This is a genomic window from Cyanobium sp. Morenito 9A2 (assembly GCF_024345575.1).
GTDB lineage: Bacteria > Cyanobacteriota > Cyanobacteriia > PCC-6307 > Cyanobiaceae > ATX-6F1.
Window position 1 is genome coordinate 549,883 of sequence record NZ_JAGQBJ010000001.1, and the last position, 13,730, is coordinate 563,612.

Genomic DNA, 13,730 nt, shown 5'->3' on the forward strand with positions numbered 1-13,730 from the left:
GGCCATGCGCAGCCCCATTCGCCATGGGCTCCTTGGACGCCCCCCGAGCAGTGCTTGGGCCTCGGCCCCGCCCAGGCCGCGGCGCGCGCGGAACTTCTGACGGAGACCTGCCGTCGCCTGGAGGAGTGCCCAACACCCCCTGCGACGCGGGAGGGCCTCAGGGAGGTGCTGGGTGATGAGCTGCAGGCCCCGCTGGTGGGTTTGTCGCTGCCCAGCCTGCGCCGCTGGACGAAAGGGGGTGCGGATCTGCCCGGATCGGGTCGCCCCAGGCTGCACGGGCAGGCCCTGCTGATCGATCATCCGGAGGGCAGCGAGAACACCGAAGGGATCCGGCGCTGGCTCCAACGGCCCCTCTCCGCGCTTGGGGGCCGGGCACCCCGTGATCAACTTCTGGGGCTGGCAGAAGGCACCCGCCTGGGCTTGACAGCCGGCTGAGCAGCCGTGCCTGAGGCGCCCTTCGGATGGGTTTCCGTGCCTGCGACCGGTGTTTCGCGATCCTCTGGGATGGTCCTGGTCCGCGCTCAGGCCGCTGGAATCAGGCTGGCGATGAACCCATTCACTCCCTGGCCTCGTCGCCACGGATGGCCTGGGCCGAGTGGCTCCGCCACGGAGAAATCGAAGACCCAGCCGATCTGGAGGAGGTTGCGGCGGTCCTGGGAACCGTGCTGATTCCAGAGACCAGGGGGCCAGATCAACGGGCGGCGGTGCCTTGACCGTTCCATGCAGTGCTCAGCACCCCAGAGGTCCTGAGCGCTCCCACGGCGGCCTCGATCGAGGTGCGTGCCGTCTCGTCCAGCAAGGCGCCCATCAGATGGCTTTGTTGCCCGTTGCGTCTGAAGTGATCGGGCTGTGGTGCCCAGCCAGCGACCTCGGGCGGGCTGGCGCTGGGTGCCGGACGGCGCACCAGGGGCTGAGCTTCTGCCCCTGGTGCGCCGTGAAGGGAAGCGGCCGGAGTCCTTCCCGCCTCCAGCTTGAGCGGGGATGCCGCGAAGACGATCGGCAGCCATGGCGCCCAGCTGGGGGGCCACAATCCCGGGGAAAACCGCCCCCTTCGAAAGACTCCTGAGTGAACAGGCCGATCAACTTGGTCGCCTCCGATGCGCACCACCTGGGGGCTGGAGCACGACACCCCGGCGGCCGTTGGGTGATGACCCGCCCGCGCCCCGGGCCCAACCCGGTGGCTTTCCTCCCGGCGGCGCTCTGCCCGCCCGCCGAGGAGCTGGGCTGAGCGTGGGCGCCCCCTGGACGTCCATGGACTGCTTCGGATCCTCGGCCAGCCCCAATCGCCCGCGGCCCACGGGAGCCGTCGCTGGCGGATGGGCCGCCCTGGCCTTGATCGCTGCCCAACGAGGTGGGAACAATCGTGAACAACGGCCGTCGGCGCTGGGAAGCGGTGCCGAGGGTTGGGAGGCGGCAACATGGGCCCGAGACAGCCCCACCCCCCGATGAAAGCCGTGATCCTCGCCGGGGGGCTGGGCACCCGCATCTCCGAGGAAACCCATCTGCGGCCCAAGCCGATGCTGGAGATCGGCGGCAAACCGATTCTCTGGCACATCCTCAAGACCTACAGCCACCACGGCATCGATGAGTTCGTGATCTGCTGCGGCTACCGGGGGTATGTGATCAAGGAGTATTTCGCCAACTACTTCCTGCACCTCAGCGATGTGACCTTCGATCTGGCCGCCAACCGCATGGAGGTGCACCGCCAGGAGGCCGAACCCTGGCGGGTCACGTTGGTGGACACCGGCGAGAGCACCGCCACCGGCGGCCGCCTCAAGCGGGTGGCGGAGCACCTGGGGGAGGGCCCGTTCTGCCTCACCTATGGCGATGGGGTGGGGGATGTGGACATCACCGCCCTGCTCGCCTTCCACAGGAGCCACGGCAAGCCGGCCACGGTCACGGCGGTGCAGCCCCCCGGCCGTTACGGCAGCCTGCTGATCGAGGAAGGGACGACCTCCGTGCGCGGTTTCGATGAGAAGCCCCAGGGGGATGGCCACTGGATCAACGGGGGCTATTTCGTGCTTGAACCCGAGGTGCTGGAACTGATCGAGGGCGACGCCACCACCTGGGAGTTCGAACCGCTCGGGAGCCTGGCCCGCCGGGGTGAGCTGGAGGCCTTCCAGCATCGGGGTTTCTGGAGGCCCATGGACACACTCAGGGACAAGACCCAGCTCGAGGAGCTCTGGGCCAGCGGCAAGGCCCCCTGGAAGGTGTGGTGACCGCTTTGCTCAGCCCCGATCCCTTCTTCTGGCAAGGCCGGCGCGTGCTGCTCACTGGCCACACCGGCTTCAAGGGCAGCTGGCTGACGCTCTGGTTGCTGGAGCTGGGGGCGGAGGTGTGGGGGCTCTCCCTGCCGCCGGAAGGGCAGCCGAATCTGTTCCAGCAGCTGGGGCTGGCCGGGGCGCGGCCCGAGCGGCTGCGGCATCACGATAACGACCTGCTCGACTCCGCCCAGGTGCGGGAGCTGGTGGAGCAGTGCCGCCCGGAGCTGGTGTTTCATCTGGCGGCCCAGTCGCTGGTGCGACGGGGCTACCGCGATCCGCTGCTCACCTGGCAGACCAACGTGATCGGCACGTTGCAGCTTCTGGAGGCTTTACGGCAGCGGCCCGACCCCTGTGCGGTGGTCTGTGTGACCACCGACAAGGTGTACGAGAACCATGGCGGCACTGCGCCGTTCCTTGAGGGCGATCGCCTGGGGGGATCCGACCCCTACAGCAGCAGCAAGGCCGCCATGGAGCTGGCGGTGGCCAGCTGGCGCGACAGCTTCTGTGGCTCGGCCCCCCACCAGCATCCAGGGCTGACGCTGGCGACGGCCCGGGCCGGCAACGTGATCGGCGGCGGCGACTGGGCCGAGGACAGGATCCTCCCCGATGCCATCCGGGCCTTGCAGGCGGAGGCGGCAATCGTGGTGCGTCAGCCGGCCGCGATCCGCCCCTGGCAGCACGTGCTCGATCCGCTGGCGGGCTATCTGCTGCTGGCTGAGCGGCTGCATCAGGGCGACCTGAACGAGCGCGCCTTCAACTTCGGGCCCGATCCGGCGGACAGCCGCAGCGTGGCGGAGGTGGTGGACACGCTTCTGCGCCACTGGCCGGGCCAGTGGCAGGAGCAGGCGGAACCCCAGGCCCCGGCCGAAAGCGGCGAGCTGCGGTTGAACTCCGAGCGGGCCCGCCAGCTGCTCGGCTGGCGGCCGCTGTGGAGCTTTGAGCTGGCGGTGGCCCGCAGTGCGGGCTGGTATCGCGCTGTGCACCAGGGGGCCAGCCCCCTGGAGTGCTGTCTGGCGGATCTAGCTTCTTACCAGCAGAGTGTCCATCGGGAGACATCCGAGCCATGAGCCTCACGATCAAGCGGCTGGGAGCCGATGTGCATGTGTTGCATGGAGCTGAAACGCTTCCGGATGGAGAGGTGGTGGAGCTGTTCACCGCCGGTGAGCTCTCGGAGTTGCAGCGCGAGCGCCTCGAAGCTCTGAATCTGCAGATGCCCTCCTTCATTCGCGGCGACGAAGACGAGGACGCCGAGGAACTCTTCAAGTTGTGAGCGTGACCAGTTGGTGCGGTCAGTTCGTTTGGATGGCTTGGCCCTTCACGGATCAAAGCAAGTCCAGGAAGCGACCGGCCCTTGTGCTGTCTGAACCGGATGCCCACGGCGATCTACGCCTGCTGAAAGTGACCAGCAAGAGCCACTACGAACCCTGCGTTGTCGTGGCCGCTGGTGACCTGGCCAGTGGTGACCTGAAACAAACCTCTTACATCAGGATCGACCACGCCATCGCAGCCCACGTCTCGCTGCTCAGGAGCACGGATGTGCGGCTCAAGCCCGAGAAGCTTGCTGAGGTGCACCGAGCTCTGGCCCTGGCCAGCACACGTCAGTATTCACGGCTCCGCCATGCCCAGTACCTTCCCGCCAGTGACCCACAGCGCAAACCCTGGCAGGCGGGCGACACCATCCCCTACGCCGGAAGGGTCTTCGGGGAAGAGGAGGTGGAGGCGGCCGTGGCCAGCAGCCTCGATTTCTGGCTCACCCTGGGGGCCGAGGGCGACGCGTTCGAGCGCGAGCTGGCGGCCTACCTGGGGGTGCGCTCCTCCTTGCTGGTGAATTCAGGCTCTTCGGCCAACCTGATCGCCCTCAGCACCCTCACCTCGCCCCTGATCGAGCCGGAGCGGCGCCTGCGCCCGGGCGACGAGGTGATCACCTGTGCCGCCGGCTTCCCCACCACCGTGGCGCCGATCCTGCAGAACGGCTGCGTGGCGGTCTTCGTGGATGCGGACCCGATCACCGCCAATCTGCGGGTGGAGCAGCTGGAGGCGGCTCACCGCCCGGGCAAGACCAAGGCCGTGATGCTGGCCCATGGCCTGGGCAACCCCTTCAACATCGCTGCGGTGCTGGGCTTCTGCCGCCGCCATGGCCTCTGGCTGATCGAGGACAACTGCGATGCCCTGGGGTCCACCTATTCGATGCCCAGGCCGCTGGCCGAGTCGCTCGGCCACAGCGAGAACAGCCCAGGGCTCGATGAGGGGCCCGATCGGGTGGTGCGCTACACCGGCACCTGGGGCGATCTGAGCACCCAGAGCTTCTATCCGCCCCACCACATCACCATGGGCGAAGGCGGCGCCGTCAACGTGGTGAGCGGCAATGGCCGACTGCGGCGCATCGTCGAAAGTCTGCGCGACTGGGGCCGCGACTGCTGGTGCCCCAGCGGCCGCGACGACAGCTGCGGCAAGCGCTACGGGTGGCAGCTGGGGGAGCTGCCGCCCGGCTACGACCACAAGTACATCTATTCCCATCTGGGCTACAACCTCAAGCCGCTGGATCTGCAGGCGGCGATCGGGCGGGTGCAGCTGAGAAGGCTGCCGGGGTTCGTGGAGGCGCGCAAGCGCAACTGGCTGTTGCTCCGGCGTGAGCTGGAACCCCTCGCGCACCTGTTCGGTTTCGGCCTTCCCACCCATGCCACAGGACTTGATCCGGAATCTGGAGACGTCCAGTGGGATGAAAGTGGTTGCCGCAGTGATTGCAGTTGGTTCGGGTTTCTGCTGCTGGTGCGGCCGGAGGCGCCGTTCACGAATTCGGAGCTCGGACGGCACCTGGCGGCTGGGGGAATCGGCAGCCGGATGCTGTTTGGGGGGAACTTGCTCAGGCAGCCGGCGTTTGTGCAACTGCGCCAGGATCGGCCTGAGGCGCTGCGGGTGGTGGCGGAGGAGATGGAAGGGGCTGATGGGCTGATGGAGAGGGCCTTGTTTCTGGGCACCTATCCGGGATTGGAGCCATCGATGCTTGAGCGTCAACTCGCCCTGATCCGCAACCTCATAACCTCCCCGCCGACGCCCCAAACCGAGAGATCGGGCGCGAGCCTCTGATCGCCATGGCGCCACCAGTCGGTCAACCCATGGGCACCAACAGCCTCGCCCCAGAGCTGCTGATCTTCGGTGCGGGGGAGCATGCCCGCAGAGTGGCCAAGGCTCTTGGAGCAAGAGGCCATCACGTGGAGGCTTTCATCTCCAGTAGCCCCTCAGTCCATCAGCTCGATGGAATTCCAGTCGTGAGCTGGAGCGAACTAGAGGGGAGGGCCTTCCAGGCATCCTCGTTGATCTGTGCCATCTTCAACCGCAACGATCCTTACGATCAACTCGTCGGCATCGCCCAGGCTCATGGCTTCGTCGATCCGGTCATGCCATGGCAGTACGACCCCTGGTTAAAAAGAGAACTGGGTTGGTGCTACTGGCTCGATGGCAACTCAAAGCCGTTTGAGGAAAGAGAAGAAGATCAGGACTACATCGCGGCACTCAGCCTCCTTGGCGACGACGAATCCCGGGAGACGTTCCGCCGCATCCATGCCTTCCGCTCTGGCGAAGATCTTTCCTTCTCCTCCTACCGCTGTGCCGACCACCAATACTTCAACGACCTCACCCTCAGCGGCCTCAAACCCGACCAACCCATCAGCTATCTCGACATCGGGGCCTACAACGGCGACACCCTCAAGGTCTTGCTGCAGCATCAGGCGGTCGGTCGGGCCTGGCTGTTCGAACCCGAGCGCACAAACTACCAGGCCTTGCAGAAAGCGACCTTAGAGCTAATAGGGCAGTATCCAACTCTCCAGGCTGTGGCGCTACCTTTGGCGCTCGGGCACAGCAACGCGTTCATTGAACTCGTTGGAGAGGGTGAGGCAGCTTCCGTCCACGGAGAATCAGGATCCAACTCAATGCAGCTCATCCAGGCGGTGCGGGGCGACGAGCTCTTGCCCCAGGACAAGGTGGATTTCATCAAGGTGGACGCAGAAGGTGCCGACCTGGCCGCAATCGAAGGATTGGCGAAGCTCATCCGACGCTCCAAGCCAATTATGGCCATTTCGATCTACCACCGACCACAAGATATCGTGGACATTCCGTTGGCAGTGGCCCAACTGTTACAGGATGCAGGGGCGCGCTATCGCTTTCACATCCGCCAGCACATGAGCAACTCTTTTGACTCTGTGCTGTATGCCATTCCGGAGCTTTCGACATGAAGGTCTCCGACTTCATCGCACAACGGCTCGTGCGGCTCGGGATCAGCCACTGCTTCTCCGTCACCGGCGGTGGGGCCATGCACCTGAACGACAGCTTCGGTGAGGCGGCTGGCCTGGTCTGCACCTACATGCACCACGAACAAGCCTGCGCCATGGCGGCGGAGGGCTATGCCCGAATCGCCGGCAAACCGGCCCTGGTCTGCGTCACCGCTGGACCCGGAGCGATCAACGCCCTCAATGGCGTCTTCGGCGCCTTCACCGATTCAGTGCCCATGGTGGTGGTCTCCGGTCAGGTTCGCACCGACACCCTGGTGGAGTCTTGCGGGGAGCTGCCGCTGCGGCAGTTGGGCGATCAAGAAGCCCCTTCGGAGTGCTACATCCCGCCCCTCGTGAAGCGTTTCGTGTCCCTGAGGGGGCATGACGATCCGCGCAGGATCGTGGATAAAGCTGTCGCCCTGTGCATGGCAGGGCGTCCTGGCCCGGTATGGATCGAAGTTCCCGTGAACGTGCAGGGGCTTTGGCGCGAAGAGCTGGCTGAAGCCTTGACCCTTCTAGCTGATCCAGCGCCTGAGCCGTCGCCATCAGCTCCCTCCGCGCAGACCATCAATGCGTTGCTGGGCGCCATCAGCGAAGCGGAGCGGCCCCTGCTGCTGCTGGGCACCGGCGTGCGCCTTGCTGGGGCCATCGCAGATGTGCAGAAACTGGCGGAACGTACCACGATCCCGGTGGTCACCGCCTGGAGCCACGATGTCTTCGACAACGATCACCCGCTGTTTGCCGGCAGGCCCGGCACGATCGGCACCCGCCCTGGGAATCTTGCTGTGCAGGCCTGTGATCTGCTGATCGTGCTGGGTTCACGGCTCAACATCCGTCAGGTGAGTTACAACTGGGCCAGCTTTGCCCGCTCCGCCAAGGTGGTGATGGTGGACATCGATGCCGCAGAGCTGCGGAAGCCCTATCTGAATGTGAGTCAGCCGATTCACGCGGATGTAGGTCCGGTGGTACTCGCTCTGCTGATCGCCATCGAAGCCAATCCCGCTCCACTGACCAAGCACGCCCAGGACCGAAGGAGATGGGGTGAACGTTGCAGCAACCTGCGTGAGCGCTACGAGCCACGTGAAGCTGATTACGTCACAGAAGGCCGTCAAGGCCTCAATCCATACCATTTCATGATGGCCCTGAACCACCACCTCAGCGCAAAGGCTCAGGTGGTGTGCGGCGACGCCACCGCCTGCATCGTGCCCTTCCAGGTGCTGGCGATGACAGGGGAGCGCAGGATGTTCAGCAACAGCGGTTGCGCCTCGATGGGCTACGACCTACCCGCTGCCATTGGCGCAGCCTGGGCCGCCCGCGACGCCGGTAAGGACGCTCCCACCATTGCTCTTGCAGGCGATGGCTCGCTGATGATGAACCTCCAGGAGCTACAGACGCTTGCTAGCTCTGAATTGAACATTCTTCTCTTCGTTCTCGACAACGGCGGCTACCTCTCGATCCGCCAGACCCAGGAGAACTTCTTCGGACGCGAACACGGAGCCTCGCCCGCTTCGGGGGTGAAATTTCCTGACTTCGCCAAGGTGAGCCAAGCCTTTGGTCTGCCGACCAGCCAACTCAAGAATCCACAGGAGTTGGAGGCGCAACTTCAGGCCGTGCTGGCACAAAATGGCCCCCGTGTCTGCGTGGTGCAGCTCGATCCCCTGCAGGAGTTCGAACCACGTTTAAAATCTCGAATGCTTAACGGCAAGATCCACACACCTGACCTTGATGACATGCATCCGCCCTTGCCTGAGGCAGAGCTGAACGAGCTGCGGGGCTACTTACAGGGCTCGGTGCCAACCCTGAACGAGAGAGCGCGATGAGTTCGCAGATCCCCAGCCTCGATCGCCGCACCTTCGAAAACCTTTTCGTGCTGGAGTTGGCGAACAACCACTGGGGCAATCTGGAGCGGGGGCTTCGCATTGTTCGCGATTTCGCCACAGTGGCGCGGGTGAATAGTGTGCGAACAGCCATCAAGCTGCAGTTTCGCGATGTGGATTCCTTCATTCATCCAGCTTTCAAGGGCTATACAGAATCTCGCTACATTAAAAAGACGGAGGCCACCAAGCTCTCCATTGAGGAGTTCAAGGCATTGGTTGATGAGATCAGGCGCTGTGACTGTATCCCCATGGCCACCCCTTTTGACGAGGCCTCCGTGGAACTCTGTGGCCTGTTCGATCTTCCGATGATCAAGGTGGCGAGCTCTGACATCGCCACCTGGCCACTGTTGGATCGCATCGCTCATCTCAGCAAGCCGGTCATCATCTCCACAGGGGGAGCGAACGACAAGACGATCGATGATTGTGTGCGATTTTTTGAAAATCGATCCATACCGCTAGCGATCAACCATTGCGTGTCACTCTATCCCTGCGAAGATTCGGAATTAGAACTCAACCAGATCAGCTACCTCTGCCAGCGCTATCCAAACCATGTGATTGGCTTCTCCACCCACGAGCAACGCGACTGGTACAGCTCCATGCTGATCAGCTATGCCAAAGGAGCCCGCACCTGGGAGCGCCACATCGACATTGAAGCCGATGGCATTCCCGTTGCTCCCTATTGCTCTCTTCCTAATCAGATTGATGAATGGTATAAGGCTTTTTCCAAGGCAGTTGAGATGTGTGGAGGGTCGACAGAAGCGAGGCGGACCGTATCCGAGCGGGAGCGCCGCTACCTGGAGGAACTGATCCGAGGCGTCTATGCCTGCCGCGATTTAACCGCAGGCTACGTCTTTTCTTCCGAAACATTCAACAATGATTTCTACCTGGCGATACCTCTTCACAAAGGTCAGCTTTCTTGCAGGGAAGTCATCAATGGAGCCAAGCTCATCTCAGATTTGAATTCAAACGATCGCCTCACAATCGACCATGTGGATGGCCCTTACCGAGAAAACGAAGCCCTGCGCCAGGTGATCATGGATCGAGGCATCGAAGCGTGAAAGCGCTGACCATCTGCTTTGATCTCGATGGGACCCTCCTCCACAGTGCTCCAGCCGTCCATCGATCGTTGCAGGAAGCTTGTAGACGCAACGGGGTCACCCCACCTTCGCTTGAAGCTCTCTCCAGTTGCATGGGTCCGCCGTTGGCTTCATTTTTACCAGAGCTTTTATCAACCACTCGGCAGCAGACTCTAGCTGTCATTGATTCGTTTCGCGTGCATCACGACAGCATTGGATGCTTCGACTATGAACTTTTCCCATCAATTGAGGGTTTACTTACTTCACTTAAACAACGTGGACATTTACTCTATGTCGTCACGAACAAACCTTTGGCTGCTTCTGTCCTGGCTTTGAATCAGCACGGTCTTCGCTCGGCCTTTGAAAACATCTATTCACCGGATGGGTCATGGCGCCCGCCCACACCAGGCCGATGCGAGAAGGCCTCTACGCTTACAATGCTGAACAGCCTTCATTCAACAAATAAGTTAATCTATGTAGGCGACACATACTCCGATCGAATCGCGGCGGAACGTGCAGATATCCACTTCGTTCATGCAAGCTATGGCTATGGAGTTGACAAGGCTGCGCCAATGCAGATCAGGCAACCTATTGACCTTCTGACTTACATTGAAACCCTTGACAACCCTTGAGCGATCACAATTCCTTGATTGTGGTGACAGGGGCAACGGGTTGGCTGGGCCGATCTGCGCTGCATGAGCTCGCGACTATTATTCCAGAAAGAGAGTTCACAAGCCGTGTTCGTGCTTATGCCAGCGGCACTTCATTGATCAAAGTTTCACATCAGGCGCAGCCATCTATTGTAATCCCAGTTGAGCCACTTTCATCCTTGGCTGATGACGTTGAAAGGCATCAAGTTGGCGCCGTTTTGCATACGGCTTTTCTTCGCAAAGAATACATTCATGCGATGGGTGTTGATGCTTATATCAATGCCAATCGTGCCATCACCAATCATCTCTGCGAGTTTCTGGGCAAGAACAAACGGCCTTGCCGCCTTGCCGTCATCTCCTCAGGGGCTGCCGCAGGATTTGATGGCCGCTCCAATCCAATCGATGAACTTGGTCTCGATCCATACGGTGTTCTCAAGTACGAGGAAGAGCAGCGACTAACGCGTATCGCTCCTACGCTTGTGATCAGAGCCTATGGAGTCACTGGCCGATTTATCACCAATCCCAGGCTATTTGCTCTCGGCAACTTCCTGATTGAAGCGATTGGGAAACGTCCGATCAAGCTGCACTCTCCTTGTCGCGTCTTCCGTGGCTACGGCCATGCTGGAGATATGACAAGATTGGCCCTTCGTTGGCTCTTAAGTCAATGCCCAGTCCCTGAAGCTCCAGTCGCAGCAGTCAGCCAGGAAACAGACTTACTTGCCCTTGCTGAACTAATTTCGGCAATCTATGCTTTGCCAGATCCCATTCACAACATCGACCCCCATCATCCTGAAAATCGCTACACGTCTAATTCAAGCCCATACATCAATCTTTTGAGATTTTATGGCATAACCCCCCTATCCCTCTGCGATCAGATTGCAGACACAGCCCTGGGAATCATCTCATTTCAATCAGACTCAGTGATCTCCGGTTCGCCTGCAAATTAATCTGATAATTCCTTGGTGGGTAGCCAAGTCTGAACCCCTTTCCACCTTATATTCAAGAACGCTGAGATCGACCAGCTCGCAAAGGCTAACCAAAGATGATTCAGTGAAGTAATTCACGTGTTCATGCATTTTGATGAATCCTGGTGGAGAAACAAAACCAAAGAAGCTCCTAAAAGCCATGCTGAGAAAGTCCACCAAGACCAGCAAGGGCACCGATCGACTGATCCAAATAAGATACTGTTTATACAGACTTGATCCCATACCTGGCAGTATCCTCCATCTTTCAAGCGGAACTTCAAGATAGAGAAGACATCCGTCAGCCAGCTCCAATTCTTTGATTATCGAGGACAACAGGCTAGCTGGATCACTGAGATGTTCAAGAACATGGCAGCACATAACTAGATCCACCTTCTGATCAATCTCTGAGAGACGATCGACCCTGGTCACACCTTCAACAGCTTTCTGCTTGCTAGTCTCCACCACATAGGCGCGCGAGGCGATTTCCAAGGGGATCAACTGTCCAGCATCACCCCCAACGTCAGCGACGATCAATGCCGTCGATCGGCTTCCAAGCCAAGGAGCAACAAAGGCCTTCACAGCACTGCGTCGATTCGTAACAAGGCGGGGCTTCATTGTCGCTTCATTAAGTCGTCTGCTATACCATGGCTCCCACTTTCGTCGAGACTTAAAATAATTTTTACCTCTGTACTGAGCGTATAATCGATTTAACTCTTCGGTGTTGTAACTCCGCTGATAATAGCGATGGCCACATTTCACACACTCAATCAATGAAGTAACAAGCTCAGCTTTGTTGTTCGCTTCAAACGCGTAAGCCCTGATGAAAGGAGCGATGGTGGCCCACCAACGCCTGGAACAACTTGAACGGCAGCATGGACAGGCCGTGGGGCAGTTCTCTCGTGTCATCTCAATGCTGGGCGATAAGGCAGTGTGTACGCGATTGAAGGAATGCAGTGAATTCTATTCGTGAGCGATAGTAGAAGCAAGTACCCCATGACTATATACATAACGACCCCATAAAAACCCTACCAGAAAACCAACAATGCCACCGACCAAGGTGAGGCCGGTTCGTCCCAAGACACCCTTCAGAATCCCCACCACCAAGAAATCAATCGCCAGTAAAGGCAAGACTGACAATACATAACGCTGCGGAGAAACCCTAAATCCGTTTCTTATTGGAAAAACAAGATACCTGAACACCAAATACCGACAAAGATGAACCATGACCTGTGCAATGGCAAGTGCCACAAAGGGGCCAAGTGGATACATGAGCCAAAATAGACTCGGCCCAATCACCGTGAATGCAAGGCCAGACAATCCGTAACGCGTGAAGGAGCGATTAAGCATCGTCTGATTTCTTCAGGAGTCTGGCGCGAACCCTCGACCTATTTCCAGTCATTCTCAAGCCTTCAATTTGCCTGGAAACAACGGCAAACATCAGCATCTGAATTCCCAAACTAGCCAGCACAAGACCCATGACGGTAGGGACACCGCCTTGGTATTGACTATTGCCCCCCAGATAATTGATAAGCAACACCACGGCCACCAGCATCGCCATCAGCATTCCGCCAATCCCGATCGTCACGGCCATCCTGCTTGCGGCTGCGTCGGACGAGAGCAGTGCTCTTAAGGCTTCGAGGATGTAGCCACGGCCAATGTATGAAGAATGGCCGTGCATTCGTTCAGCCTGTTGATAGGACAGGGTGCGGGAAGCGTGACTGGCGTTGACAATGCACATCCGCAAACTCATGCCAGAGTCGTTCCAATAATGGAGCGTGTCGATGATGACAGGATTACGATAGCAACCAAAGCCATGAAACCCACTGGGCAGATATCTTAGCCGTGAAGACATTCCCATGGCCCTGTAATAACCACGCCTCGCCAGCCGTAGCAAGGGTCCACCTGCCGACTGCTGCTTAACCGCCAACACCGCATCACTGTTGGGATCAGACATGAGCATCATCACCATGCCCTCACTCAATTCAGGAGGATCCTGGAGATCCGAACAGAGTGTGATGACCAGATCGCAATCACAGGCATAGGTCAGCGCATGGGCTGCGGATGCCTCTGGGCCGTAGTTGATTTGATTAGCAAGAACAATCACGCCTGGATCATGCTCCATGATTGAGCGAAGTACTTCCAGGGTGCTGTCTGTACTGTGATTGTCGGCAATCACCATACGGAACTCGAGGGAGTATTGATTGTTCAGTTCATTCAGCAAGCGCCCATACACTGCACGGCAACGGCGGTGCAGTTCGTACAAATTCAGTGCCTCGTTGAAGGCACTGGTCACAAAAGCTAGCTTCAGCATTTGCATCCGTCCATTATACCCCTCGGCAGAAGGCTCATGCAACATGCTTCATCACTGTAAATGATGTTGACGTTCTAATCCAGTCCTCCTACGTCCTACTCGCGAGCAAATCCATCGGACGATTGAGCTATGGATTCTCAAACAGAAACACCCGGAAACTGAATTCACAAAATTCAGATCTGAAGTTCAAGCATCTCAAGTTTGCGGCAAGGAGTGGGCGCATTGCTCGTTGTCTGGATTCAATCCATGAGATGCATAAGCCCCGGGAGAGCGCAATCAGACAAGCTGGCTGTGCTTTGCGAATCTCACTGTAGTTCTG

At 59.5% G+C, this 13,730-nt stretch carries 14 protein-coding genes; 11 read left to right on the forward strand and 3 right to left on the reverse strand.

Annotated elements, in window-relative coordinates; genetic code table 11:
- Nucleotides 1-54: 54 nt before the first annotated feature.
- From KBY88_RS02925 to KBY88_RS02975, 11 genes are all read left to right on the forward strand, one after another.
- Entirely contained in the window at nucleotides 55-435 is a 381-nt protein-coding gene (locus KBY88_RS02925) for an antitoxin Xre/MbcA/ParS toxin-binding domain-containing protein (RefSeq protein ID WP_254938372.1), read from the forward strand.
- 649 nt (nucleotides 436-1,084) lie between these two features.
- Nucleotides 1,085-1,228, forward strand: a complete 144-nt coding sequence (locus KBY88_RS02930; RefSeq protein WP_254938373.1) for a hypothetical protein — start codon at nucleotides 1,085-1,087, stop codon at nucleotides 1,226-1,228.
- A 217-nt stretch (nucleotides 1,229-1,445) separates the two neighbouring features.
- Nucleotides 1,446-2,219: a glucose-1-phosphate cytidylyltransferase gene (gene rfbF / locus KBY88_RS02935; protein ID WP_254938374.1), complete on the forward strand. Its 774-nt coding sequence runs from the start codon at nucleotides 1,446-1,448 to the stop codon at nucleotides 2,217-2,219.
- A complete protein-coding gene (gene rfbG / locus KBY88_RS02940) occupies nucleotides 2,216-3,331 on the forward strand; it encodes a CDP-glucose 4,6-dehydratase (RefSeq protein WP_254938375.1) in 1,116 nt (371 codons plus the stop codon). Before rfbF ends, rfbG begins: the two co-directional genes overlap by 4 nt.
- Nucleotides 3,328-3,534: a hypothetical protein gene (locus tag KBY88_RS02945; RefSeq protein ID WP_254938376.1), complete on the forward strand. Its 207-nt coding sequence runs from the start codon at nucleotides 3,328-3,330 to the stop codon at nucleotides 3,532-3,534. Before rfbG ends, KBY88_RS02945 begins: the two co-directional genes overlap by 4 nt.
- Before the next feature lie 83 nt (nucleotides 3,535-3,617).
- Nucleotides 3,618-5,351, forward strand: coding sequence for a lipopolysaccharide biosynthesis protein RfbH (gene rfbH / locus KBY88_RS02950; protein ID WP_254938377.1), 1,734 nt, complete (start codon nucleotides 3,618-3,620; stop codon nucleotides 5,349-5,351).
- Between the two features lie 29 nt (nucleotides 5,352-5,380).
- On the forward strand, nucleotides 5,381-6,496 hold the full coding sequence (locus KBY88_RS02955) for an FkbM family methyltransferase (RefSeq protein WP_254938378.1): 1,116 nt from the start codon (nucleotides 5,381-5,383) through the stop codon (nucleotides 6,494-6,496).
- Complete coding sequence (locus KBY88_RS02960) at nucleotides 6,493-8,352, forward strand: thiamine pyrophosphate-binding protein (RefSeq protein WP_254938379.1); 1,860 nt, start codon at nucleotides 6,493-6,495, stop codon at nucleotides 8,350-8,352. The genes KBY88_RS02955 and KBY88_RS02960 overlap by 4 nt, the downstream gene beginning before the upstream one ends.
- On the forward strand, nucleotides 8,349-9,467 hold the full coding sequence (locus tag KBY88_RS02965; RefSeq protein WP_254938380.1) for an N-acetylneuraminate synthase family protein: 1,119 nt from the start codon (nucleotides 8,349-8,351) through the stop codon (nucleotides 9,465-9,467). Before KBY88_RS02960 ends, KBY88_RS02965 begins: the two co-directional genes overlap by 4 nt.
- On the forward strand, nucleotides 9,464-10,117 hold the full coding sequence (locus KBY88_RS02970) for an HAD family hydrolase (RefSeq protein ID WP_254938381.1): 654 nt from the start codon (nucleotides 9,464-9,466) through the stop codon (nucleotides 10,115-10,117). The genes KBY88_RS02965 and KBY88_RS02970 overlap by 4 nt, the downstream gene beginning before the upstream one ends.
- On the forward strand, nucleotides 10,114-11,082 hold the full coding sequence (locus tag KBY88_RS02975) for an NAD-dependent epimerase/dehydratase family protein (RefSeq protein ID WP_254938382.1): 969 nt from the start codon (nucleotides 10,114-10,116) through the stop codon (nucleotides 11,080-11,082). Before KBY88_RS02970 ends, KBY88_RS02975 begins: the two co-directional genes overlap by 4 nt.
- Here the strand turns inward: KBY88_RS02975 and KBY88_RS02980 are convergent.
- The 3 genes from KBY88_RS02980 to KBY88_RS02990 form a co-directional block, all read right to left on the reverse strand.
- Entirely contained in the window at nucleotides 11,053-11,715 is a 663-nt protein-coding gene (locus tag KBY88_RS02980; protein ID WP_254938383.1) for a class I SAM-dependent methyltransferase, read from the reverse strand. The genes KBY88_RS02975 and KBY88_RS02980 overlap by 30 nt on opposite strands.
- Nucleotides 11,716-12,060: 345 nt before the next feature.
- On the reverse strand, nucleotides 12,061-12,447 hold the full coding sequence (locus KBY88_RS02985; protein WP_254938384.1) for a GtrA family protein: 387 nt from the start codon (nucleotides 12,445-12,447) through the stop codon (nucleotides 12,061-12,063).
- On the reverse strand, nucleotides 12,440-13,456 hold the full coding sequence (locus tag KBY88_RS02990) for a glycosyltransferase (protein ID WP_254938385.1): 1,017 nt from the start codon (nucleotides 13,454-13,456) through the stop codon (nucleotides 12,440-12,442). The genes KBY88_RS02985 and KBY88_RS02990 overlap by 8 nt, the downstream gene beginning before the upstream one ends.
- Nucleotides 13,457-13,730: the final 274 nt, after the last annotated feature.

Coding starts and splice junctions, on each gene's coding strand:
- rfbF (WP_254938374.1), top strand. CDS start 1,446: ATGAAAGCCGTGATCCTCGCCGGGGGGCTGGGCACCCGCATCTCCGAG.
- KBY88_RS02990 (WP_254938385.1), bottom strand. CDS start 13,456: ATGTTGCATGAGCCTTCTGCCGAGGGGTATAATGGACGGATGCAAATG.
- KBY88_RS02955 (WP_254938378.1), top strand. CDS start 5,381: ATGGGCACCAACAGCCTCGCCCCAGAGCTGCTGATCTTCGGTGCGGGG.
- KBY88_RS02960 (WP_254938379.1), top strand. CDS start 6,493: ATGAAGGTCTCCGACTTCATCGCACAACGGCTCGTGCGGCTCGGGATC.
- KBY88_RS02965 (WP_254938380.1), top strand. CDS start 8,349: ATGAGTTCGCAGATCCCCAGCCTCGATCGCCGCACCTTCGAAAACCTT.
- KBY88_RS02980 (WP_254938383.1), bottom strand. CDS start 11,715: ATGAAGCCCCGCCTTGTTACGAATCGACGCAGTGCTGTGAAGGCCTTT.
- KBY88_RS02945 (WP_254938376.1), top strand. CDS start 3,328: ATGAGCCTCACGATCAAGCGGCTGGGAGCCGATGTGCATGTGTTGCAT.
- KBY88_RS02985 (WP_254938384.1), bottom strand. CDS start 12,447: ATGCTTAATCGCTCCTTCACGCGTTACGGATTGTCTGGCCTTGCATTC.